This is a genomic window from Mycolicibacterium chitae (assembly GCF_900637205.1).
In the GTDB taxonomy this organism is placed as follows: domain Bacteria; phylum Actinomycetota; class Actinomycetes; order Mycobacteriales; family Mycobacteriaceae; genus Mycobacterium; species Mycobacterium chitae.
The window spans coordinates 438198-452660 of sequence record NZ_LR134355.1 but is presented as its reverse complement, the minus strand read 5'-3'; the positions used below and the strand labels follow the sequence as shown (position 1 = coordinate 452660).

Sequence of the window (14463 nt, the reverse complement as noted above, 5' to 3'; positions counted from 1 at the left end):
AAGTGACTCGATGACGATCACCACCCAGACAGTCGAACCGGGCATCGTCTCGGTCACCGTCAACTACCCGCCGGTCAACGCCATCCCGTCGGCCGGCTGGTTCGAACTCGCCGACGCCATCACTGCGGCCGGGCGGGACCGCAGCACCCACGTGGTGATCCTGCGGGCGGAGGGCCGCGGCTTCAACGCCGGCGTGGACATCAAGGAGATGCAGAACACCGAGGGCTTCACCGCGCTGATCGACGCCAACCGCGGCTGCTACGCGGCCTTCAAGGCGGTCTACGAATGCGAGGTCCCGGTGATCGCCGCGGTCAACGGCTTCTGCGTCGGCGGCGGCATCGGCCTGGTCGGCAACGCCGACGTCATCGTCGCCTCCGACGACGCCAAGTTCGGCCTCCCCGAGGTGGAACGCGGCGCGCTCGGCGCGGCCACCCACCTGTCCCGGCTGGTGCCCCAGCATCTGATGCGTCGGCTGTTCTTCACCGCGGCCACCGTGGACGCGGAGACCCTGCACCACTTCGGGTCGGTGCACGAGGTGGTGCCCCGCGCTGAACTCGACGAGTCCGCGCTGCGCGTCGCCCGCGATATCGCGAGCAAGGACACCCGGGTGATCCGGGCCGCCAAGGAGGCGCTGAACTTCATCGACGTACAGCCCGTCAACGCGAGATACCGCATGGAGCAGGGCTTCACCTTCGAACTCAACCTGTCCGGTGTCTCCGACGAGCACCGCGACGCCTTCGCCGGCACTGACAAGGGATCCAAGTGAGCGATAAGAGAACAACTCTGGATGACGCCGTCGCGTCGATCGAGAGCGGCATGACGATCGGCATCGGCGGCTGGGGTTCCCGGCGCAAGCCGATGGCGTTCGTCCGCGCCCTGCTTCGCACCGACGTCACCGACCTGACCGTCGTCACCTACGGCGGCCCCGATCTCGGCCTGCTCTGCGCGGCCGGCAAGGTCAAGCGGGTCTACTACGGCTTCGTGTCCCTGGACTCGCCGCCGTTCTACGACCCGTGGTTCGCCAAGGCCCGCACCTCCGGCGCCATCGAGGCCCGCGAGATGGACGAGGGCATGGTGCGCTGCGGGCTGCAGGCCGCCGCCCAGCGGCTGCCGTTCCTGCCGATTCGCGCGGGGTTGGGCAGCGACGTGCGGCGGTTCTGGGGCGACGAGCTCAAGACCGTCCGCTCGCCCTACCCCACCGGCGACGGCCACGAGGAACTGATCGCCATGCCCGCGCTGAACCTCGACGCGGCGTTCGTGCACCTGAATCTCGGTGACGCCCAGGGCAACGCGGCCTACACCGGGATCGACCCGTACTTCGACGACCTGTTCCTGATGGCCGCCGAGCGGCGCCTGCTGTCGGTCGAGAAGGTGGTCTCGACCGAGGAACTGGTAAAAGCCGTTCCGCCGCAGGCACTCCTGGTCAACCGGATGATGGTCGACGCCGTGGTGGAGGCCCCGGGCGGCGCCCACTTCACCACCGCCGAACCGGACTACCGCCGCGACGAGAAGTTCCAGCGGCACTACGCCGAGGCCGCCGGGTCCGACGAGACCTGGCAGCAGTTCGTCGCCACCTACCTGTCCGGCAGCGAGGCCGACTACCAGGCCGCCGTGCAGAAGTTCACCGAGGGAGTCCAGGCATGATCAGCGTGAGTCGCGCCGAAGTCTGCGCGGTGGCGTGCGCCGAACTGTTCCGCGATGCGGGCGAGATCATGGTCAGCCCCATGACGACGGTCGTGTCAATCGGCGCCCGGTTGGCCCGGCTTTCCTTCGCGCCGGACATCCTGCTGACCGACGGTGAGGCCCGGCTGATCGCCGACACCCCGGCCATCGGTGCCCCCGCCGAGGTCGAGGGCTGGATGCCGTTTGGGCGGGTTTTCGAGACCCTCGCGTGGGGCCGACGGCACGTGGTGATGGGCGCCAATCAGATTGACCGGTACGGCAATCAGAACCTGTCGGCGTTCGGGCCGATCCAGCACCCCACCCGGCAGATGTTCGGGGTGCGCGGGGCCCCCGGCAACACCATCAACCACGCCACCAGCTACTGGGTGGGTAACCACTCGCGGCGCGTGTTCTGCGAGTCCGTGGACATCGTGTCCGGAATCGGCTGGGACAAGATCGATCCCGACAATCCTGCCTATCGGTTCGCCAACATCTACCGGGTGGTCACCAACCTCGGCGTGTTCGACTTCGGCGGTCCGGAGCGCACCATGCGGGCGCTGTCGCTGCACCCCGGGGTGGAGGCCGATCAGGTCGCCGAGAACACCTCGTTCGAGGTGCACGGCCTCGATACCGCCGAGGTCACTCGGCTGCCCGAGGTGGAGGAGCTCGAGCTGCTGCGCGAGGTGATCGATCCGAAGTCGCTGCGGGACAAGGAAGTCAAGGCCTAGATCATGGGCAAGCTCACGACACCGCTGACCGAGCTGGTCGGCATCGAACACCCCGTCGTCCAGACCGGCATGGGCTGGGTGGCCGGGGCCCGGCTAGTGGCCGCCACCTCCAACGCCGGTGGCCTCGGCATCCTGGCCTCGGCGACCATGACCCTCGCGGAACTCGAGACCGCGGTGACCAAGGTCAAGGCGGCCACCGACAAGCCGTTCGGCATCAACATCCGCGCCGACGCCGGGGACGCCAACGACCGGGTGGACCTGCTCATCCACGAGGGCGTCAAGGTCGCCTCGTTCGCGTTGGCCCCCAAACCCGACCTGATCGCCAAGCTCAAGGACGCCGGCGTCGTGGTGATCCCGTCCGTCGGGGCGGCCAAGCACGCCAAGAAGGTCGCCGGGTGGGGCGCCGACGCGGTGATCGTGCAGGGCGGCGAGGGTGGCGGGCACACCGGGCCGGTGGCGACCACGCTGCTGCTGCCGTCGGTGCTCGACGCCGTGGCCGACACCGGGATGCCGGTGGTGGCCGCCGGCGGCTTCTTCGACGGCCGCGGCCTGGCGGCGGCGCTGTCCTACGGCGCGGCCGGCGTCGCGATGGGCACCCGGTTCCTGCTCACGTCGGACTCGACGGTGCCCGACGAGGTCAAGCAGCGCTACCTGCAGGCAGGCCTCGACGGCACCGTGGTGTCGACGCGGGTCGACGGGATGCCGCACCGCGTGCTGCGGACCGGGCTGGTCGAGAAGCTCGAGAGTGGTTCCCCGGTGCGGGGCTTCACCGCGGCGGTGGGCAACGCCCAGAAGTTCAAGAAGATGACCGGCATGACCTGGGCCTCGATCGTCAAGGACGGGCTGGCCATGCGGCGCGGCAAGGATCTGACCTGGTCGCAGGTGGTGATGGCGGCCAACACCCCGATGCTGCTCAAGGCCGGTCTGGTCGAGGGCAACACCGGCGCGGGTGTGCTGGCCTCCGGGCAGGTCGCCGGCATTCTCGAGGATCTGCCGTCGTGCGCGGAGCTCATCGACTCGATCGTCGATCAGGCCGTCGAGCACCTCCGCGGTGCCGCCACCCTGATTACAGATTGAAGCAATTAGCTTCATTTTTTGATTATGAAGCTATGATCTTCACATGTCGGCTGCGAAGCGCAGGGCTTCATCCGTCGTCGCCACACTGATCGGCGACGTGGTGGGATCGCGGGCGTTCCCGGATCGCCGCGCCCTGCACAACCGGCTGACCTCCGCGTTACGCACGCTCGGCGACGACGCGACGGACCCGCCCGCACTCACCGTCGGCGACGAGTTCCAAGGCACCTTCGGCACCGTCGGCCACGCGATCGACGCCGCGTTCACGCTGCGCCTGCTGCTGACCCCGGACATCGACATCCGGTTCGGTATCGGGTGGGGGGCGATCACCTTGCTCGACGCGGATTCGGGCATCCAGGACGGCCCGGGCTGGTGGGCCGCCCGCGAGGCCATCGAATGGGTGTCGGCCCAGCAGGAGCAGCCGGGATTCACGCAGCTACGCACGGCCTTCCGCGCCGGCACCGACGACGGCGCCGATCCACACGCCGTCAACGCCGCCCTGATGTGTCGGGACCATCTGCTTGGATCGCTGGACGAACGATCACTGCGGCTACTCGCGGGCCTGCGTGCGGGGCGGTCGAAGAAGGAGTTGGCCATGGTGGAGCGGATCAGCGCCTCGGCGGTGTCGCAGCGCGCCGGCCGGGCGGGCCTGGACCTCATCGTCGCGGCCGCCGACGAACTGCGACAACTCCGGTGAGCGCGCTCGCGGTCTTCCTGTCGGCGGTCGGGCTCGCCGACATCTGCCGCAAGCTCGCCGGACGCCAGTGGGCGGCGCTGGTCGCGGGGCCCGTCTTGGTCCTCGCCGGCGCCCTGCTGGCCGGGCTCTGGCGCTTCGGCGACATCGTGCTGCTGATCCTCGCCGCGGTGGCCGCGGTGCTGTGGGTACACCTGAGCGCCGTCGCCGAGCGGACCGGTACCCGCGAGGGCCGGGCGCTGACGGTGTTCGGCGGCACCGTCGCGCTGCTGCTGGTGCTGGCCGGCTGGACGTCCCCGGTCGGCGGCCCGGTCGCGGACTGGCTGCACTGGGTCGGCCTCGGCGACCTCGGACCGGACCGCGCGGTGATGATCTTCGCCGTGGTGCTGCTGCAGCTGGTGACCGCAAATCAGTTGGTGCGGTTGATTCTTGGCGCCGTGGGCGCGGTCCGCCCGGCCGGGGAACCGCAGCCCTCCGATCGGCTGAAGGGCGGCCGGCTGCTGGGCCCCATGGAACGGCTGCTCATCGTCGGGTTGGGATTGGGCGGCCAGATCGGCGCCGCCTCGGCGGTGGTCGCGGCCAAGGGCATCATCCGCTTCCCCGAACTCAACGCCCAGCGCAAGGAGAACAACGGCGCCGGGATCGACGAGGTCACCGAGTACTTCCTGGTGGGCAGCTTCGCCAGTTGGCTGATCGCGATGGCCGGTCTGGTGCTGGCACTGAACTGAGCCCGTCGAAACCCCGCAAAGCGATCGTCGGGCTTCCTAGACTCGGGCCAACACACTCCCGACGGCTCTCGGAGGCAACATGAAAACGAACGCGGCGATTCTCTGGGAGTACGGCGGCGACTGGACCGTCGAGGAGATCGATCTCGATCCCCCGAAGGACGGGGAAGTGCTGGTCTCGTGGGAGGCCACCGGCCTGTGCCACTCCGACGAGCACATCCGCACCGGCGATCTGCCCGCGCCGCTCCCGCTGATCGGCGGGCACGAGGGTGCGGGCATCGTGCGGGAGGTCGGTCCCGGGGTCATCGGCCTGCAGCCCGGCGACCACGTGGTGGCCTCGTTCCTGCCGGCGTGCGGCCGCTGCCGGTTCTGTTCGACGGGTCACCAGAACCTGTGCGATCTCGGCGCGATGATCATGGCCGGCACCCAACTCGACGGCACCTACCGCCGCCACGTCGACGGCAAGGACATCGGCGTGATGGCGCTGGTGGGCACCTTCTCCCAGTACGGCACCGTGCCGGAGGCCTCGATCGTCAAGATCGACGACGACATCCCGCTGTCCCGGGCCTGCCTGCTGGGCTGCGGCGTCACCACCGGTTGGGGTTCGGCGGTCAACACCGCCAACGTCCGGCCCGGTGACACCGTCGTGGTGATCGGCTTCGGCGGGATCGGCAGCGGCGCGGTCCAGGGCGCCCGGCTCGCCGGCGCCGAGAAGATCGTCGTTGTCGAACCCGTCGAGACCAAGCGCGAGCAGGCCCTGCAGTTCGGCGCCACGCACTTCGTCACGTCGATGACGGAGGCCACCGCGCTGGTCGCCGAGCTGACCCGCGGGGTCATGGCCGACTCGGCCATTCTCACGATGGGTCTGCTCGAGGGCGCTCAGGTCGAGGAGGCCGCCAACATCATCCGCAAGGGCGGCGCGGTGGTGATGACCGCCCTCGCGACCATGGCCGACACGGCGCCGACCCTGTCGATGATGATGTTCACCCTGTTCCAGAAGCGGCTGCTGGGCAGCCTCTACGGCGAGGCCAACCCGCGCGCCGACATCCCGCGGCTGCTCAACCTTTATCGACAGGGTCAGCTGCTGCTCGACGAGACCGTCACCCACGAGTACAAACTCGCCGAGGTCAACGAGGGCTACGAGGACATGCGGCAGGGCCGCAACGTCCGCGGCGTGGTGCTACACGATCACTGAGTGCTACACGACCACTGATCAGAGGCGCTCGATGATGGTGACGTTGGCGGTGCCGCCGCCCTCGCACATCGTCTGCAGTCCGTAGCGACCGCCGGTGCGCTCCAAGGTGTTCAGCATGGTGGCGAACAGCTTGGCACCGGTGGCGCCCAGCGGGTGGCCCAGCGCGATCGCGCCGCCGTTGGGGTTGACCTTCGCCGGGTCGGCGTTGGTCTCCTTGAGCCAGGCCATCACCACGGGCGCGAACGCCTCGTTGATCTCGACGGTGTCGATGTCGTCGATCGACAGCCCGGTCTTCTCCAGCGCGTAGCGCGTGGCCGGGATGGGCCCGGTGAGCATGAACACCGGATCGGCGCCGCGGGTGCTGATGTGGTGGATCCGCGCGCGCGGCTTCAGCCCGTGGTCCTTGACGGCCTGCTCGGAGGCCAGCAGCACCGCGCTGGCACCGTCGGAGATCTGGCTGGCCATGGCCGCCGTCAGCCGTCCACCGTCGACGAGGGTCTTCAGGCCCGCCATCTTCTCCAGCGAGGATTCGCGCGGTCCCTCGTCGACCCGGAACGGACCGCTCTCGGTGTCCACGGTGAGGATCTCGTTGTCGAAGTTGCCGCCGCGGATCGCCTCGAACGCCTTCTGGTGGCTGTTCAGCGAGAACTTCTCCATGTCCTCGCGCGACAGGTCCCACTTCTCGGCGATCAGTTCCGAACCGCGGAACTGCGAGATCTCCTGGTCGCCGTAGCGGTGCAGCCAGGACTTCGATTCGTTGGTGGGCGAGGTGAAGCCGAACTGCTCACCGACGGCCATCGCCGAGCTGATCGGGATCTGGCTCATGTTCTGCATGCCGCCGGCCACGATCAGGTCGGCGGTGCCGGACATGATCGCTTGTGCGCCAAAGGAAATGGCCTGCTGGCTGGAACCGCACTGGCGGTCCACGGTGACGCCGGGGACCTCCTCGGGGTAGCCCGCCGCCAGCCAGGACAGCCGGGCGATGTTGCCGGCCTGCCCGCCGATGGCGTCCACGCAGCCGGCGATCACGTCGTCCACCGCGGCGGGGTCGACGTCGACCCGGTCGAGCAGACCGCGCCAGGCCAGCGCGCCGAGATCGACCGGGTGCACCCCGGCCAGGGCTCCGCCGCGCTTTCCGACCGCGGTGCGCACCGCGTCGACAACGTACGCCTCAGCCATTTCGTCTCCTTACGAGTTCTTCTCTTCGACAGCGTCTTTGGTGATGCCACCGAGCACGATGGCCAGGTACTGGAAGCCCACCTGCTCGGCGGTCAGTTCGCCGCCCGGCTGATACCACCGCACCGACACCCAGGTGGTGTCGCGGATGAACCGATACACCAGGTCGACGTCGAGGTCGGGCCGGAAGTAGCCCTCCTTGACCCCCTGGTTGAGGACGTCGAGCCACATCTTGCGTTGCTCGCGGTTGCGTTCCTCGACATAGGAGAAGCGCGGCTGCGACGACAACCGCTTGGCCTCGTCCTGGTAGATGACCACTTGGGCGTGGCGGTGTTCGATCGCCTCGAACGACGCGAGGAACAGTCCCTTGAGCCGCTCCAACGGGTTGGGCTCGGTGTCGATGATCTCCTGGTAGCGGCCGAACAGCCAGTCCAGGAAGCTGCGCAACACCTCGTCGACCATCTCCTCTTTCGAGGCGAAGTGGTGGTAGAGGCTGCCGGACAGGATGCCCGCCGCGTCGGCGATGTCGCGCACGGTCGTGGCCCGCAGGCCGCGCTCGGCCATCATCGAGGCAGCCAGCGCGAGTAACTCCTCGCGCCGGCTGGCGGGCTGACTGGGCGGATCGGACGCCATGGCGGCCATCCTATCAACCAAGCGCTTGCTAGGTGGCGGCAGGCCGCGCGGATCGCCAGCCCACTACCGCAAAACGGGACGAGGGTCAGGCGGCGGTGCCGCTGCTGCCCTCACGCGCACGGCGCGCGGCGATGAACGACCGCACCCCGGCGACGACGTAGATCACCAGCAGCACGAACATGATGGTGCTGACGATGATGGCGGCCGGAACCTCGGACGTGCCGTCGAACACCTCGCCCAGCTTGACCACCCGCGACAGCGAACCCAGCGCGCCCAGCAGCGCGATGACCAGCGCAGCGTGGATCGCGTGCCGGTGCAGGTCGGGTTTGCGCGCGATCAAACCGGCCACCACCAGGAGGATCCCGACGAAGGCGGGAATGAGCGCGGTGACGCTGGCCGCGGCAGTCACGATGTAGGCGATCACGCCGGTGGCGACCAGCAGGCCGCCGATCCACAGGGTCAACTTCGTCACCGAATCGGTCCTCTCAGAACTGTTGCGAACGCTGACGACCCGGGCGGTTCGAGCTCCCGTGAGCCCCCACCGACCAGGCCATCTGTGCCTGATCGACCTCAAACCTACCCGAGTTCGACCCTCGTCCCGAAGTCGCGAAGCGGGGCCGCCCCGGCGCGCACCTTCAGCGCGGCCGCCAACACCACGGCCCCGGCCACGAAGCACAGCGCGGCGTAGGCGAGGCTGCCGGTCGGCGTGCCATCGGCGGTGATCCCGTTCTGGGCGCCGAAGTAGGCCGGCAGCGCCACCAGCCACAGCGCCCCCAGGGTCAGCAGATAGACCGGGCCGAAGATCCGCAGGAACGCGTTGGGCTCGGCGTCGTCGACCGGCTGCCCGCGCCGGTACTGGGTGACCAGCGCGGGCACCGCGATCGCCGCCAGCACCACCAATTCGGCGGTCAGGACGACGGCCTGGGCCCTGACGTTGTCCGGACCGAGGGCCGACAACGCCGAGAACGGCGCGCCCAGAACCGCCAGACCGACCGGCACCAGGGCCCCGATCAGCACGGTCCACCCCCACAGCGCGGCCCCGCCGAGCGGCCGGTCGGCCACGCGCCGGGCGACCAGAAACTGGGTGAGCAGGGTGACGACGAACGGCCCCAGCGCCGCGAAGATCACCACGCTGGTCAACGGCACCGAGGCGAACATCGGCCGGTTCATCGGGTTCTCGGTGTCCCAGGCCCACCAGCGCAGCTGCGGGCCGAGCTGGTCGAAGATCTCGTAGAAGACGTGATGGACCACGCCGACGCAGGCCGCGCCGACCACGGCGCCGTGTCGGCGCCGGAACACCCCCAGGACGCGGACGATCTCGTAGGACAGCGTGATCAGCGCGGGATAGAGCGCCACGATGTACAGCGGCAGCCGGTCGAAGAGGAACTGCACGGTGAAGGCGTTGTGCACGAACACGACACCGAGAAAGTCCTGGATCCCGAAGACGTTCGGGAAGTACAGCGGGATCTCGATGACGAACAGGTAGACCACCGTCGCGCACCACAGGACGAGGTTGACGGGATCGCCGTCACGGCGCAGCCGACGGATCGACCACCACAGGGCCAGCACCGCGCCGAAGACCATCATCAGCTCGATGATCGGCAGCGTCGGGCCGGCCAGGCCCAGCGGGTCGCGCAGGTGCAGCACCGCCGGCGCGTCCCGGCAGCTGAACTCCCCCAACGGAATCGCGATGCGATCGAACGCCTCGGTACATTGCGTCACGCCGGCGCCCTACCCCGCCCGCTCGGCGGCATACCAGCGCGTCACGTCGGCCCCCTCGTCGTAGCGCCGGAACCAACGATCGGCGAACCGCGGTAGCGGCTGATGATTCGGGTCGTGAAATGGGGTCTGGCTCAGCAGAACTCGCCCGACCGAGGTCAGCTTCTCCCGCCAGGGCACGCTGTGGAACGCCGGCACCGACTTCACCATGTGTTCCGAATCCGGGGAGAAGCGCTGCCGCAACGCCAGCCGCACCCGGTCCGCCGGGACGAAGGTGCGGGCATCGATCCGTCGATCCTGCAGCGGCACATGCTGGTTCACTCCGTCAGCGAGGATCCGGCTGACCTGCACCAGATGACGCAGCGTGGCGGGCAGCGCCCGCATGCGGTACCAGCGGTCGCCCACCACCGCGTCGTAGATGACCAACGCCGAACTGCGGTGCTCCACCTCCTCGACGAAGTGCCACAGGAACAACGAGGCCACCCGGTCGTCGCCGGGGCGGAACAGCGTGCGCTCGTTGTCCAGCATGAGCTTGAACGCAGGCGTGAAGGTGGCCTCGAGATCGGCGATGTAGGCGAGGCGGAAGTTCAGCGGGGTGGTCGCGGTGACCTCGTCGAACGCGGCGTTGACCGCGTCGAAGGTCTCCTGCAGACCGGGGTAGTGGTCGATCAGCGCCGCGACGTGCTTGCGGTGCGAACTCGAATGCTGGGCCTCCTGCCGCAGGAACGCGGCGGCCTCCGCGAGCACCTCGGGGTCGGTGATCAGCGGCCTGGCTTCCTGCACCGCGGCGACGATCATCTGCTCGAAGCCGATCGCGATCATCGAGGTCGCGTTCATGAAGAACGAGAACTGCGGGTTCTCCGGGTTCCAGGCGAAGGGCACGTCGGCGTCGCCGAAGTTGAACCGGGGCCGCCGCACTTGCAGTTCAGTCACGGCCGCGACTCATTTCACACTGTGACATCAGGTGTATCATGTGTCATTGTTGACCGGGACCGGAAAAGAGTCAATGACATGGGCCGAAAGGGCTGGGCCGGCGCACCGCCGAGCGACGATGCGGAGGCCCGTCAGCGGATCATCGGCGCGGCCCGGCACTGCCTGCAGCGCGGCGGCGGCCAAGCCCAACCCACGCTCTCGGAGGTCGCCGAGACTCTCGGGATCACCCGCCGGACCGTGTATCGCTACTTCGCGAGCACCGAGGAACTGCTGTCCGAGGTGGCCGACGTGGCGCTGCGCGGCTTCGTCGACGAGATCGCCAGTCGGATCGCCCATCTCGCCGCCACCGACCAACTCGTCGAGGTGGTGGCCCACATCATCGAGCGACTTCCACACCAGAGCGAACTCACCCTGCTGGTGGCCAACGACCACTCCCACCAGTTCAGCCGTCGCATGCTGGACCCGGACGTGATCCAACGTTGCCGGGAGATCCTGCTGCGCACCGACATCGACTGGGCTGCACTGGGATACGACGACCATCTGATCGACGATCTGATCGAATTCCTGCTGCGGATCATCCAGTCGATGATCATCGCACCGCGCAATCCGCCCCGCACGCCCACCGAGTTGCGCGCGTTCTTGCGGCGCTGGGTCACCCCGGCCTTGTCGACGGTGCCACGATAGGCGGGCTCACGGTTGCAGGATGACCTTCACCGCGCCGTCCTGCTTCTTCTGGAAGATCTGGTAGGCGTGCGGGGCCTCGTCCAGCGGCAGCACGTGGGTGGCGAAGGTGTCGACACCGAGCGGATCGTCATCGGTGAGCAGCGGCATGATGTCGTCGACCCAGCGTTTGACGTTGGCCTGGCCCATCCGCAGGGTGATCTGCTTGTCGAACAGCGACAGCATCGGGATCGGGTCGGCCATCCCGCCGTAGACCCCGATCAGGGACACGGTGCCGCCGCGCCGCACGATGTCGATCGCGGAGTACAGCGCATCGAGGCGGTCCACCCCGGCCTTCTGCATCAGCGGCTTGGCCAACGCGTCCGGCAGCAGGCCGGTGAGTTGTTGGGCCGCGTGGGCCACCGGCGAGCCGTGCGCCTCCATGCCGACCGCATCGATCACCGAATCGGGACCGCGACCGTCGGTCAGGGCGCGGATCGCGTCCCCCAGTGTCCCGTCGGGCTCGTTCAGGCCCACGGTTTCGATGCCGCGGGCCTCGAGGCGCGCCAGCCGCTCCGGCACCAGGTCCACACCGATCACCCGGTACCCGAGATGGTGAGCGATACGGGCGGCCATGTCGCCGATCGCGCCGAGCCCCAGCACCGCCACCGAGCCGCCGTCGGGAATCTCGGCGTAGGCCACGGCCTGCCACGCGGTGGGCAGCACGTCCGACAGGTAGACAAACCGGGAGTCCGCCGGCCCGTCGGGCACCTTGATGTGGGTGAACTGCGCCTGCGGGACGCGCAGGTACTCGGCCTGCCCGCCCGGCACGCTGCCGTAGAGCTCGGAGTAGCCGAACAGCGCCGCACCCATCCCCTGCTGCCGCACCTGGGTGGTTTCGCACTGCGTGTAGAGCTGCTGATCGCACATGAAGCAGTGCCCGCAGGAGATCTGGAACGGGATGACCACCCGGTCCCCCGGCGCCAGGTTCGTCACGGCGCTGCCGACCTCCCGGACGACGCCCATGGGCTCGTGACCGAGGACGTCCCCCGGGTTCATGAAGGCCCCGAGCACCTCGTAGAGATGCAGGTCGGAGCCGCAGATGTTGGTGGAGCTCACCTCGATGATGGCGTCGGTGGGCTCCTCGATCTTGGGGTCCGGCACGGTGTCCACCTGCACCTTGCGCTTCCCCTGCCAGGTCACGGCTCGCATGGCAATTCCTTCCGCTGGGCTGCCCTGCTGAGCCGACTACCCGGGAAGGTCGGGGTGAAACCTGCTGCGGCCGAGCGCCGCGAAAATGTCAGGGATGCTGGCTGGAGACCGAGATGACCTCGCCGGTCAGGTAGCTCGAGTAGTCGCTGGCCAGGAACGCGATGGTGGCCGCGACCTCCCACGGTTCGGCCGCGCGCCCGAATGCCTCGTCCGACGACAGCCGGTCCAGCAGGTCGGCCGAGCTGGTCTTCTCCAGGAACTTGTGCCGGGCGATGCTCGGGGAGACGGCGTTGATCCGCACCCCGTATTCGACCGCCTCGATGGCGCTGCAGCGGGTGAGCGCCATGACGCCGGCCTTGGCCGCCGCGTAGTGGGATTGGGAATGCTGTGCGCGCCAACCCAATACGCTGGCGTTGTTGACGATGACGCCGCCGTGCTCGGCCTCCCGGAAGTACCGCAGCGCGGCGCGGGTGGCCCGCAGCACCGACGTGAGCGTGACGTTGAGGACCCGGTCCCATTCCTCGTCGGTCATGTCGACGACGGGGGTCTGACCGCCGAGTCCCGCGTTGTTGACCAGGACGTCGAGCCGGCCCAGGCGCGCGGTGGTCGACGCGATCAGGGCGTCCACCTGCGCGGTGGAGGTGACGTCGCAGACCACGCTCTCCACCCGGCCCAGCCCCAGGGCTTCCAGCTGCTCCTTGGTCTCGCCGAGGCGGCGCTCGTGATGGTCGGAGACCACCACATCCGCCCCCTCGGCCAGGGCACGGCGGGCGGTGGCCGCACCGATCCCGGTGCCGGCCGCCGCGGTGACCACCACCACCTTGCCGGTCAGAAGTCCATGTCCGGCAATCTCTTCCGGGACGTTGGCGAGACTCATCAACCCTTCACCTCTCGGGGCAGGCCGAGGACGCGCTCGGCGATGATGTTGCGCTGGATTTCGTTGGAGCCACCGTAGATGGTGTCGGAGCGGGAGAACAGGAACAGCCGCTGCCACTCGTCGAAGTCCGGGGTGCCGTCCTGATCGGCGAGCACCAACCCGGCCTTACCGGCGATGTCCATCGCCAGCTCACCCAGGCCGCGATGCCAGTTGGCCCACAACAACTTCGACACGTTATCTTGGCCCGGCCGTTCGACATCCATGGTGGCCAGCGCATACGAGCGCATCGCCTTCAGCCCGACCCACGCCCGGGTCAGCCGTTCCCGGATCAGCGGGTCGTCGATGGTGCCGTTACTCCGCGCCAGGGCCACGATGCCGGAAAGCTCACGCGCGTAACGGATCTGCTGCCCCAGGGTGGACACCCCACGCTCGAAGGTGAGCGTGCCCATCGCGATGCGCCAGCCGTCGCCGGGCTCCCCGACCACCAGCGAGGCGTCGGTGCGGGCGTCGTCGAAGAACACCTCGTTGAACTCCGAGTCGCCCGTCAGCTGGACGATCGGGCGGATCTGCACCCCGGGCTGGTCCAGCGGCACCAGCAGATAGGACAGGCCGGCGTGCCGCTTGGATCCCTTCTCGCTGCGGGCCACCACGAAGCACCACTGCGCCCAGTGCGCCAGCGAGGTCCACACCTTCTGGCCGTTGATCACCCACTGGTCGCCGTCGAGGACCGCGGTGGTCGACACATTGGCCAGGTCACTGCCCGCGCCGGGTTCGGAATACCCCTGCGACCACAGCTCGGTGACGTCGAGAATGCGCGGCAGGAAGCGCTGCTGCTGTTCGGGGGTGCCGAACGCGATCAGCGTGGGGCCCAGCAGTTCCTCGCCGAAGTGGTTGACCTTGTCCGGGGCGTTCGCGCGGGCGTACTCCTCGTAGAACGCCACCCGGTGCGCGACCGACAGCCCGCGGCCGCCGTGCTCGGTCGGCCACCCCAGACACGTCAGCCCGGCCGCCGCCAGATGCTGGTTCCAGGCGCGCCGTTCCTCGAACGCCTCGTGCTCACGGCCGGGACCACCGAGGCCTTTGAGCGCTGCAAATTCGCCGACGAGGTTGTCGGCCAGCCACTCGCGGACCTCCGCCCGGAACTTCTGGACCTCCGCCATCCCTGTAGGCTAACC

Annotated in this window: 16 protein-coding genes; 8 read left to right on the top strand and 8 right to left on the bottom strand. The window is 68.7% G+C overall.

Annotation, left to right across the window (positions count from 1 at the left end; all coding sequences use genetic code 11):
• Window positions 1-10 precede the first annotated feature (10 nt).
• The 7 genes from echA20 to EL338_RS02210 all read left to right on the top strand — a co-directional run bounded on the left by echA20 (window position 11) and on the right by EL338_RS02210 (window position 6078).
• Window positions 11-766 carry a (7aS)-7a-methyl-1,5-dioxo-2,3,5,6,7,7a-hexahydro-1H-indene-carboxyl-CoA hydrolase gene (echA20, locus tag EL338_RS02240; RefSeq protein WP_126332249.1) on the top strand — a complete coding sequence of 252 codons (756 nt, stop codon included), beginning with the start codon at window positions 11-13 and terminating at the stop codon, window positions 764-766.
• Window positions 763-1644: a cholesterol ring-cleaving hydrolase subunit IpdA gene (gene ipdA / locus EL338_RS02235; RefSeq protein ID WP_126332248.1), complete on the top strand. Its 882-nt coding sequence runs from the start codon at window positions 763-765 to the stop codon at window positions 1642-1644. Before echA20 ends, ipdA begins: the two co-directional genes overlap by 4 nt.
• Window positions 1641-2390 carry a cholesterol ring-cleaving hydrolase subunit IpdB gene (gene ipdB / locus EL338_RS02230; RefSeq protein WP_126332247.1) on the top strand — a complete coding sequence of 250 codons (750 nt, stop codon included), beginning with the start codon at window positions 1641-1643 and terminating at the stop codon, window positions 2388-2390. The genes ipdA and ipdB overlap by 4 nt, the downstream gene beginning before the upstream one ends.
• Window positions 2391-2393: 3 nt before the next feature.
• Window positions 2394-3467: a (3aS,4S,5R,7aS)-5-hydroxy-7a-methyl-1-oxo-octahydro-1H-indene-4-carboxyl-CoA dehydrogenase gene (gene ipdC, locus EL338_RS02225; protein WP_126332246.1), complete on the top strand. Its 1074-nt coding sequence runs from the start codon at window positions 2394-2396 to the stop codon at window positions 3465-3467.
• 43 nt (window positions 3468-3510) lie between these two features.
• On the top strand, window positions 3511-4161 hold the full coding sequence (locus tag EL338_RS02220; protein ID WP_126332245.1) for a SatD family protein: 651 nt from the start codon (window positions 3511-3513) through the stop codon (window positions 4159-4161).
• Window positions 4158-4886 carry a hypothetical protein gene (locus EL338_RS02215; protein WP_126332244.1) on the top strand — a complete coding sequence of 243 codons (729 nt, stop codon included), beginning with the start codon at window positions 4158-4160 and terminating at the stop codon, window positions 4884-4886. Before EL338_RS02220 ends, EL338_RS02215 begins: the two co-directional genes overlap by 4 nt.
• Before the next feature lie 79 nt (window positions 4887-4965).
• Window positions 4966-6078 carry an NDMA-dependent alcohol dehydrogenase gene (locus EL338_RS02210; protein ID WP_126332243.1) on the top strand — a complete coding sequence of 371 codons (1113 nt, stop codon included), beginning with the start codon at window positions 4966-4968 and terminating at the stop codon, window positions 6076-6078.
• A gap of 18 nt (window positions 6079-6096) precedes the next feature.
• Here the strand turns inward: EL338_RS02210 and fadA6 are convergent, their stop codons facing one another.
• From fadA6 to EL338_RS02185, 5 genes are all read right to left on the bottom strand, one after another.
• Window positions 6097-7257, bottom strand: coding sequence for a steroid 3-ketoacyl-CoA thiolase FadA6 (fadA6, locus tag EL338_RS02205; protein WP_126332242.1), 1161 nt, complete (start codon window positions 7255-7257; stop codon window positions 6097-6099).
• A gap of 9 nt (window positions 7258-7266) precedes the next feature.
• A complete protein-coding gene (kstR2, locus tag EL338_RS02200) occupies window positions 7267-7887 on the bottom strand; it encodes a TetR family transcriptional regulator KstR2 (RefSeq protein WP_126332241.1) in 621 nt (206 codons plus the stop codon).
• Between the two features lie 85 nt (window positions 7888-7972).
• Window positions 7973-8359 (bottom strand): hypothetical protein, encoded by a 387-nt coding sequence (locus EL338_RS02195; protein WP_126332240.1) that lies wholly within the window; start codon window positions 8357-8359, stop codon window positions 7973-7975.
• Window positions 8360-8463: 104 nt separating this feature from the next.
• Window positions 8464-9609: a DUF7802 domain-containing protein gene (locus tag EL338_RS02190; RefSeq protein ID WP_126332239.1), complete on the bottom strand. Its 1146-nt coding sequence runs from the start codon at window positions 9607-9609 to the stop codon at window positions 8464-8466.
• A gap of 9 nt (window positions 9610-9618) precedes the next feature.
• Window positions 9619-10539: a metal-dependent hydrolase gene (locus tag EL338_RS02185; RefSeq protein ID WP_126332238.1), complete on the bottom strand. Its 921-nt coding sequence runs from the start codon at window positions 10537-10539 to the stop codon at window positions 9619-9621.
• Between the two features lie 78 nt (window positions 10540-10617).
• Here EL338_RS02185 and EL338_RS02180 point away from each other — a divergent pair, with 78 nt between their 5' ends.
• Window positions 10618-11223, top strand: a complete 606-nt coding sequence (locus EL338_RS02180) for a TetR/AcrR family transcriptional regulator (RefSeq protein WP_126332237.1) — start codon at window positions 10618-10620, stop codon at window positions 11221-11223.
• A gap of 6 nt (window positions 11224-11229) precedes the next feature.
• Here the strand turns inward: EL338_RS02180 and EL338_RS02175 are convergent, their stop codons facing one another.
• The 3 genes from EL338_RS02175 to ipdE1 form a co-directional block, all read right to left on the bottom strand.
• Complete coding sequence (locus EL338_RS02175; protein ID WP_126332236.1) at window positions 11230-12411, bottom strand: zinc-dependent alcohol dehydrogenase; 1182 nt, start codon at window positions 12409-12411, stop codon at window positions 11230-11232.
• Between the two features lie 88 nt (window positions 12412-12499).
• A complete protein-coding gene (gene ipdF, locus EL338_RS02170) occupies window positions 12500-13288 on the bottom strand; it encodes a (5R,7aS)-5-hydroxy-7a-methyl-1-oxo-2,3,5,6,7,7a-hexahydro-1H-indene-carboxyl-CoA reductase (protein ID WP_126332235.1) in 789 nt (262 codons plus the stop codon).
• Window positions 13288-14448, bottom strand: a complete 1161-nt coding sequence (gene ipdE1 / locus EL338_RS02165) for an acyl-CoA dehydrogenase IpdE1 (protein ID WP_126332234.1) — start codon at window positions 14446-14448, stop codon at window positions 13288-13290. The genes ipdF and ipdE1 overlap by 1 nt, the downstream gene beginning before the upstream one ends.
• Between the last annotated feature and the right edge of the window lie 15 nt (window positions 14449-14463).

What these genes read in the sequence shown, in the direction of transcription:
- echA20 (WP_126332249.1), top strand. Translation starts at nt 11, where the DNA reads ATGACGATCACCACCCAGACAGTCGAACCGGGCATCGTCTCGGTCACC.
- ipdB (WP_126332247.1), top strand. Translation starts at nt 1,641, where the DNA reads ATGATCAGCGTGAGTCGCGCCGAAGTCTGCGCGGTGGCGTGCGCCGAA.
- ipdC (WP_126332246.1), top strand. Translation starts at nt 2,394, where the DNA reads ATGGGCAAGCTCACGACACCGCTGACCGAGCTGGTCGGCATCGAACAC.
- EL338_RS02220 (WP_126332245.1), top strand. Translation starts at nt 3,511, where the DNA reads ATGTCGGCTGCGAAGCGCAGGGCTTCATCCGTCGTCGCCACACTGATC.
- EL338_RS02210 (WP_126332243.1), top strand. Translation starts at nt 4,966, where the DNA reads ATGAAAACGAACGCGGCGATTCTCTGGGAGTACGGCGGCGACTGGACC.
- fadA6 (WP_126332242.1), bottom strand. Translation starts at nt 7,257, where the DNA reads ATGGCTGAGGCGTACGTTGTCGACGCGGTGCGCACCGCGGTCGGAAAG.
- kstR2 (WP_126332241.1), bottom strand. Translation starts at nt 7,887, where the DNA reads ATGGCGTCCGATCCGCCCAGTCAGCCCGCCAGCCGGCGCGAGGAGTTA.
- EL338_RS02180 (WP_126332237.1), top strand. Translation starts at nt 10,618, where the DNA reads ATGGGCCGAAAGGGCTGGGCCGGCGCACCGCCGAGCGACGATGCGGAG.
- EL338_RS02175 (WP_126332236.1), bottom strand. Translation starts at nt 12,411, where the DNA reads ATGCGAGCCGTGACCTGGCAGGGGAAGCGCAAGGTGCAGGTGGACACC.
- ipdF (WP_126332235.1), bottom strand. Translation starts at nt 13,288, where the DNA reads ATGAGTCTCGCCAACGTCCCGGAAGAGATTGCCGGACATGGACTTCTG.
- ipdE1 (WP_126332234.1), bottom strand. Translation starts at nt 14,448, where the DNA reads ATGGCGGAGGTCCAGAAGTTCCGGGCGGAGGTCCGCGAGTGGCTGGCC.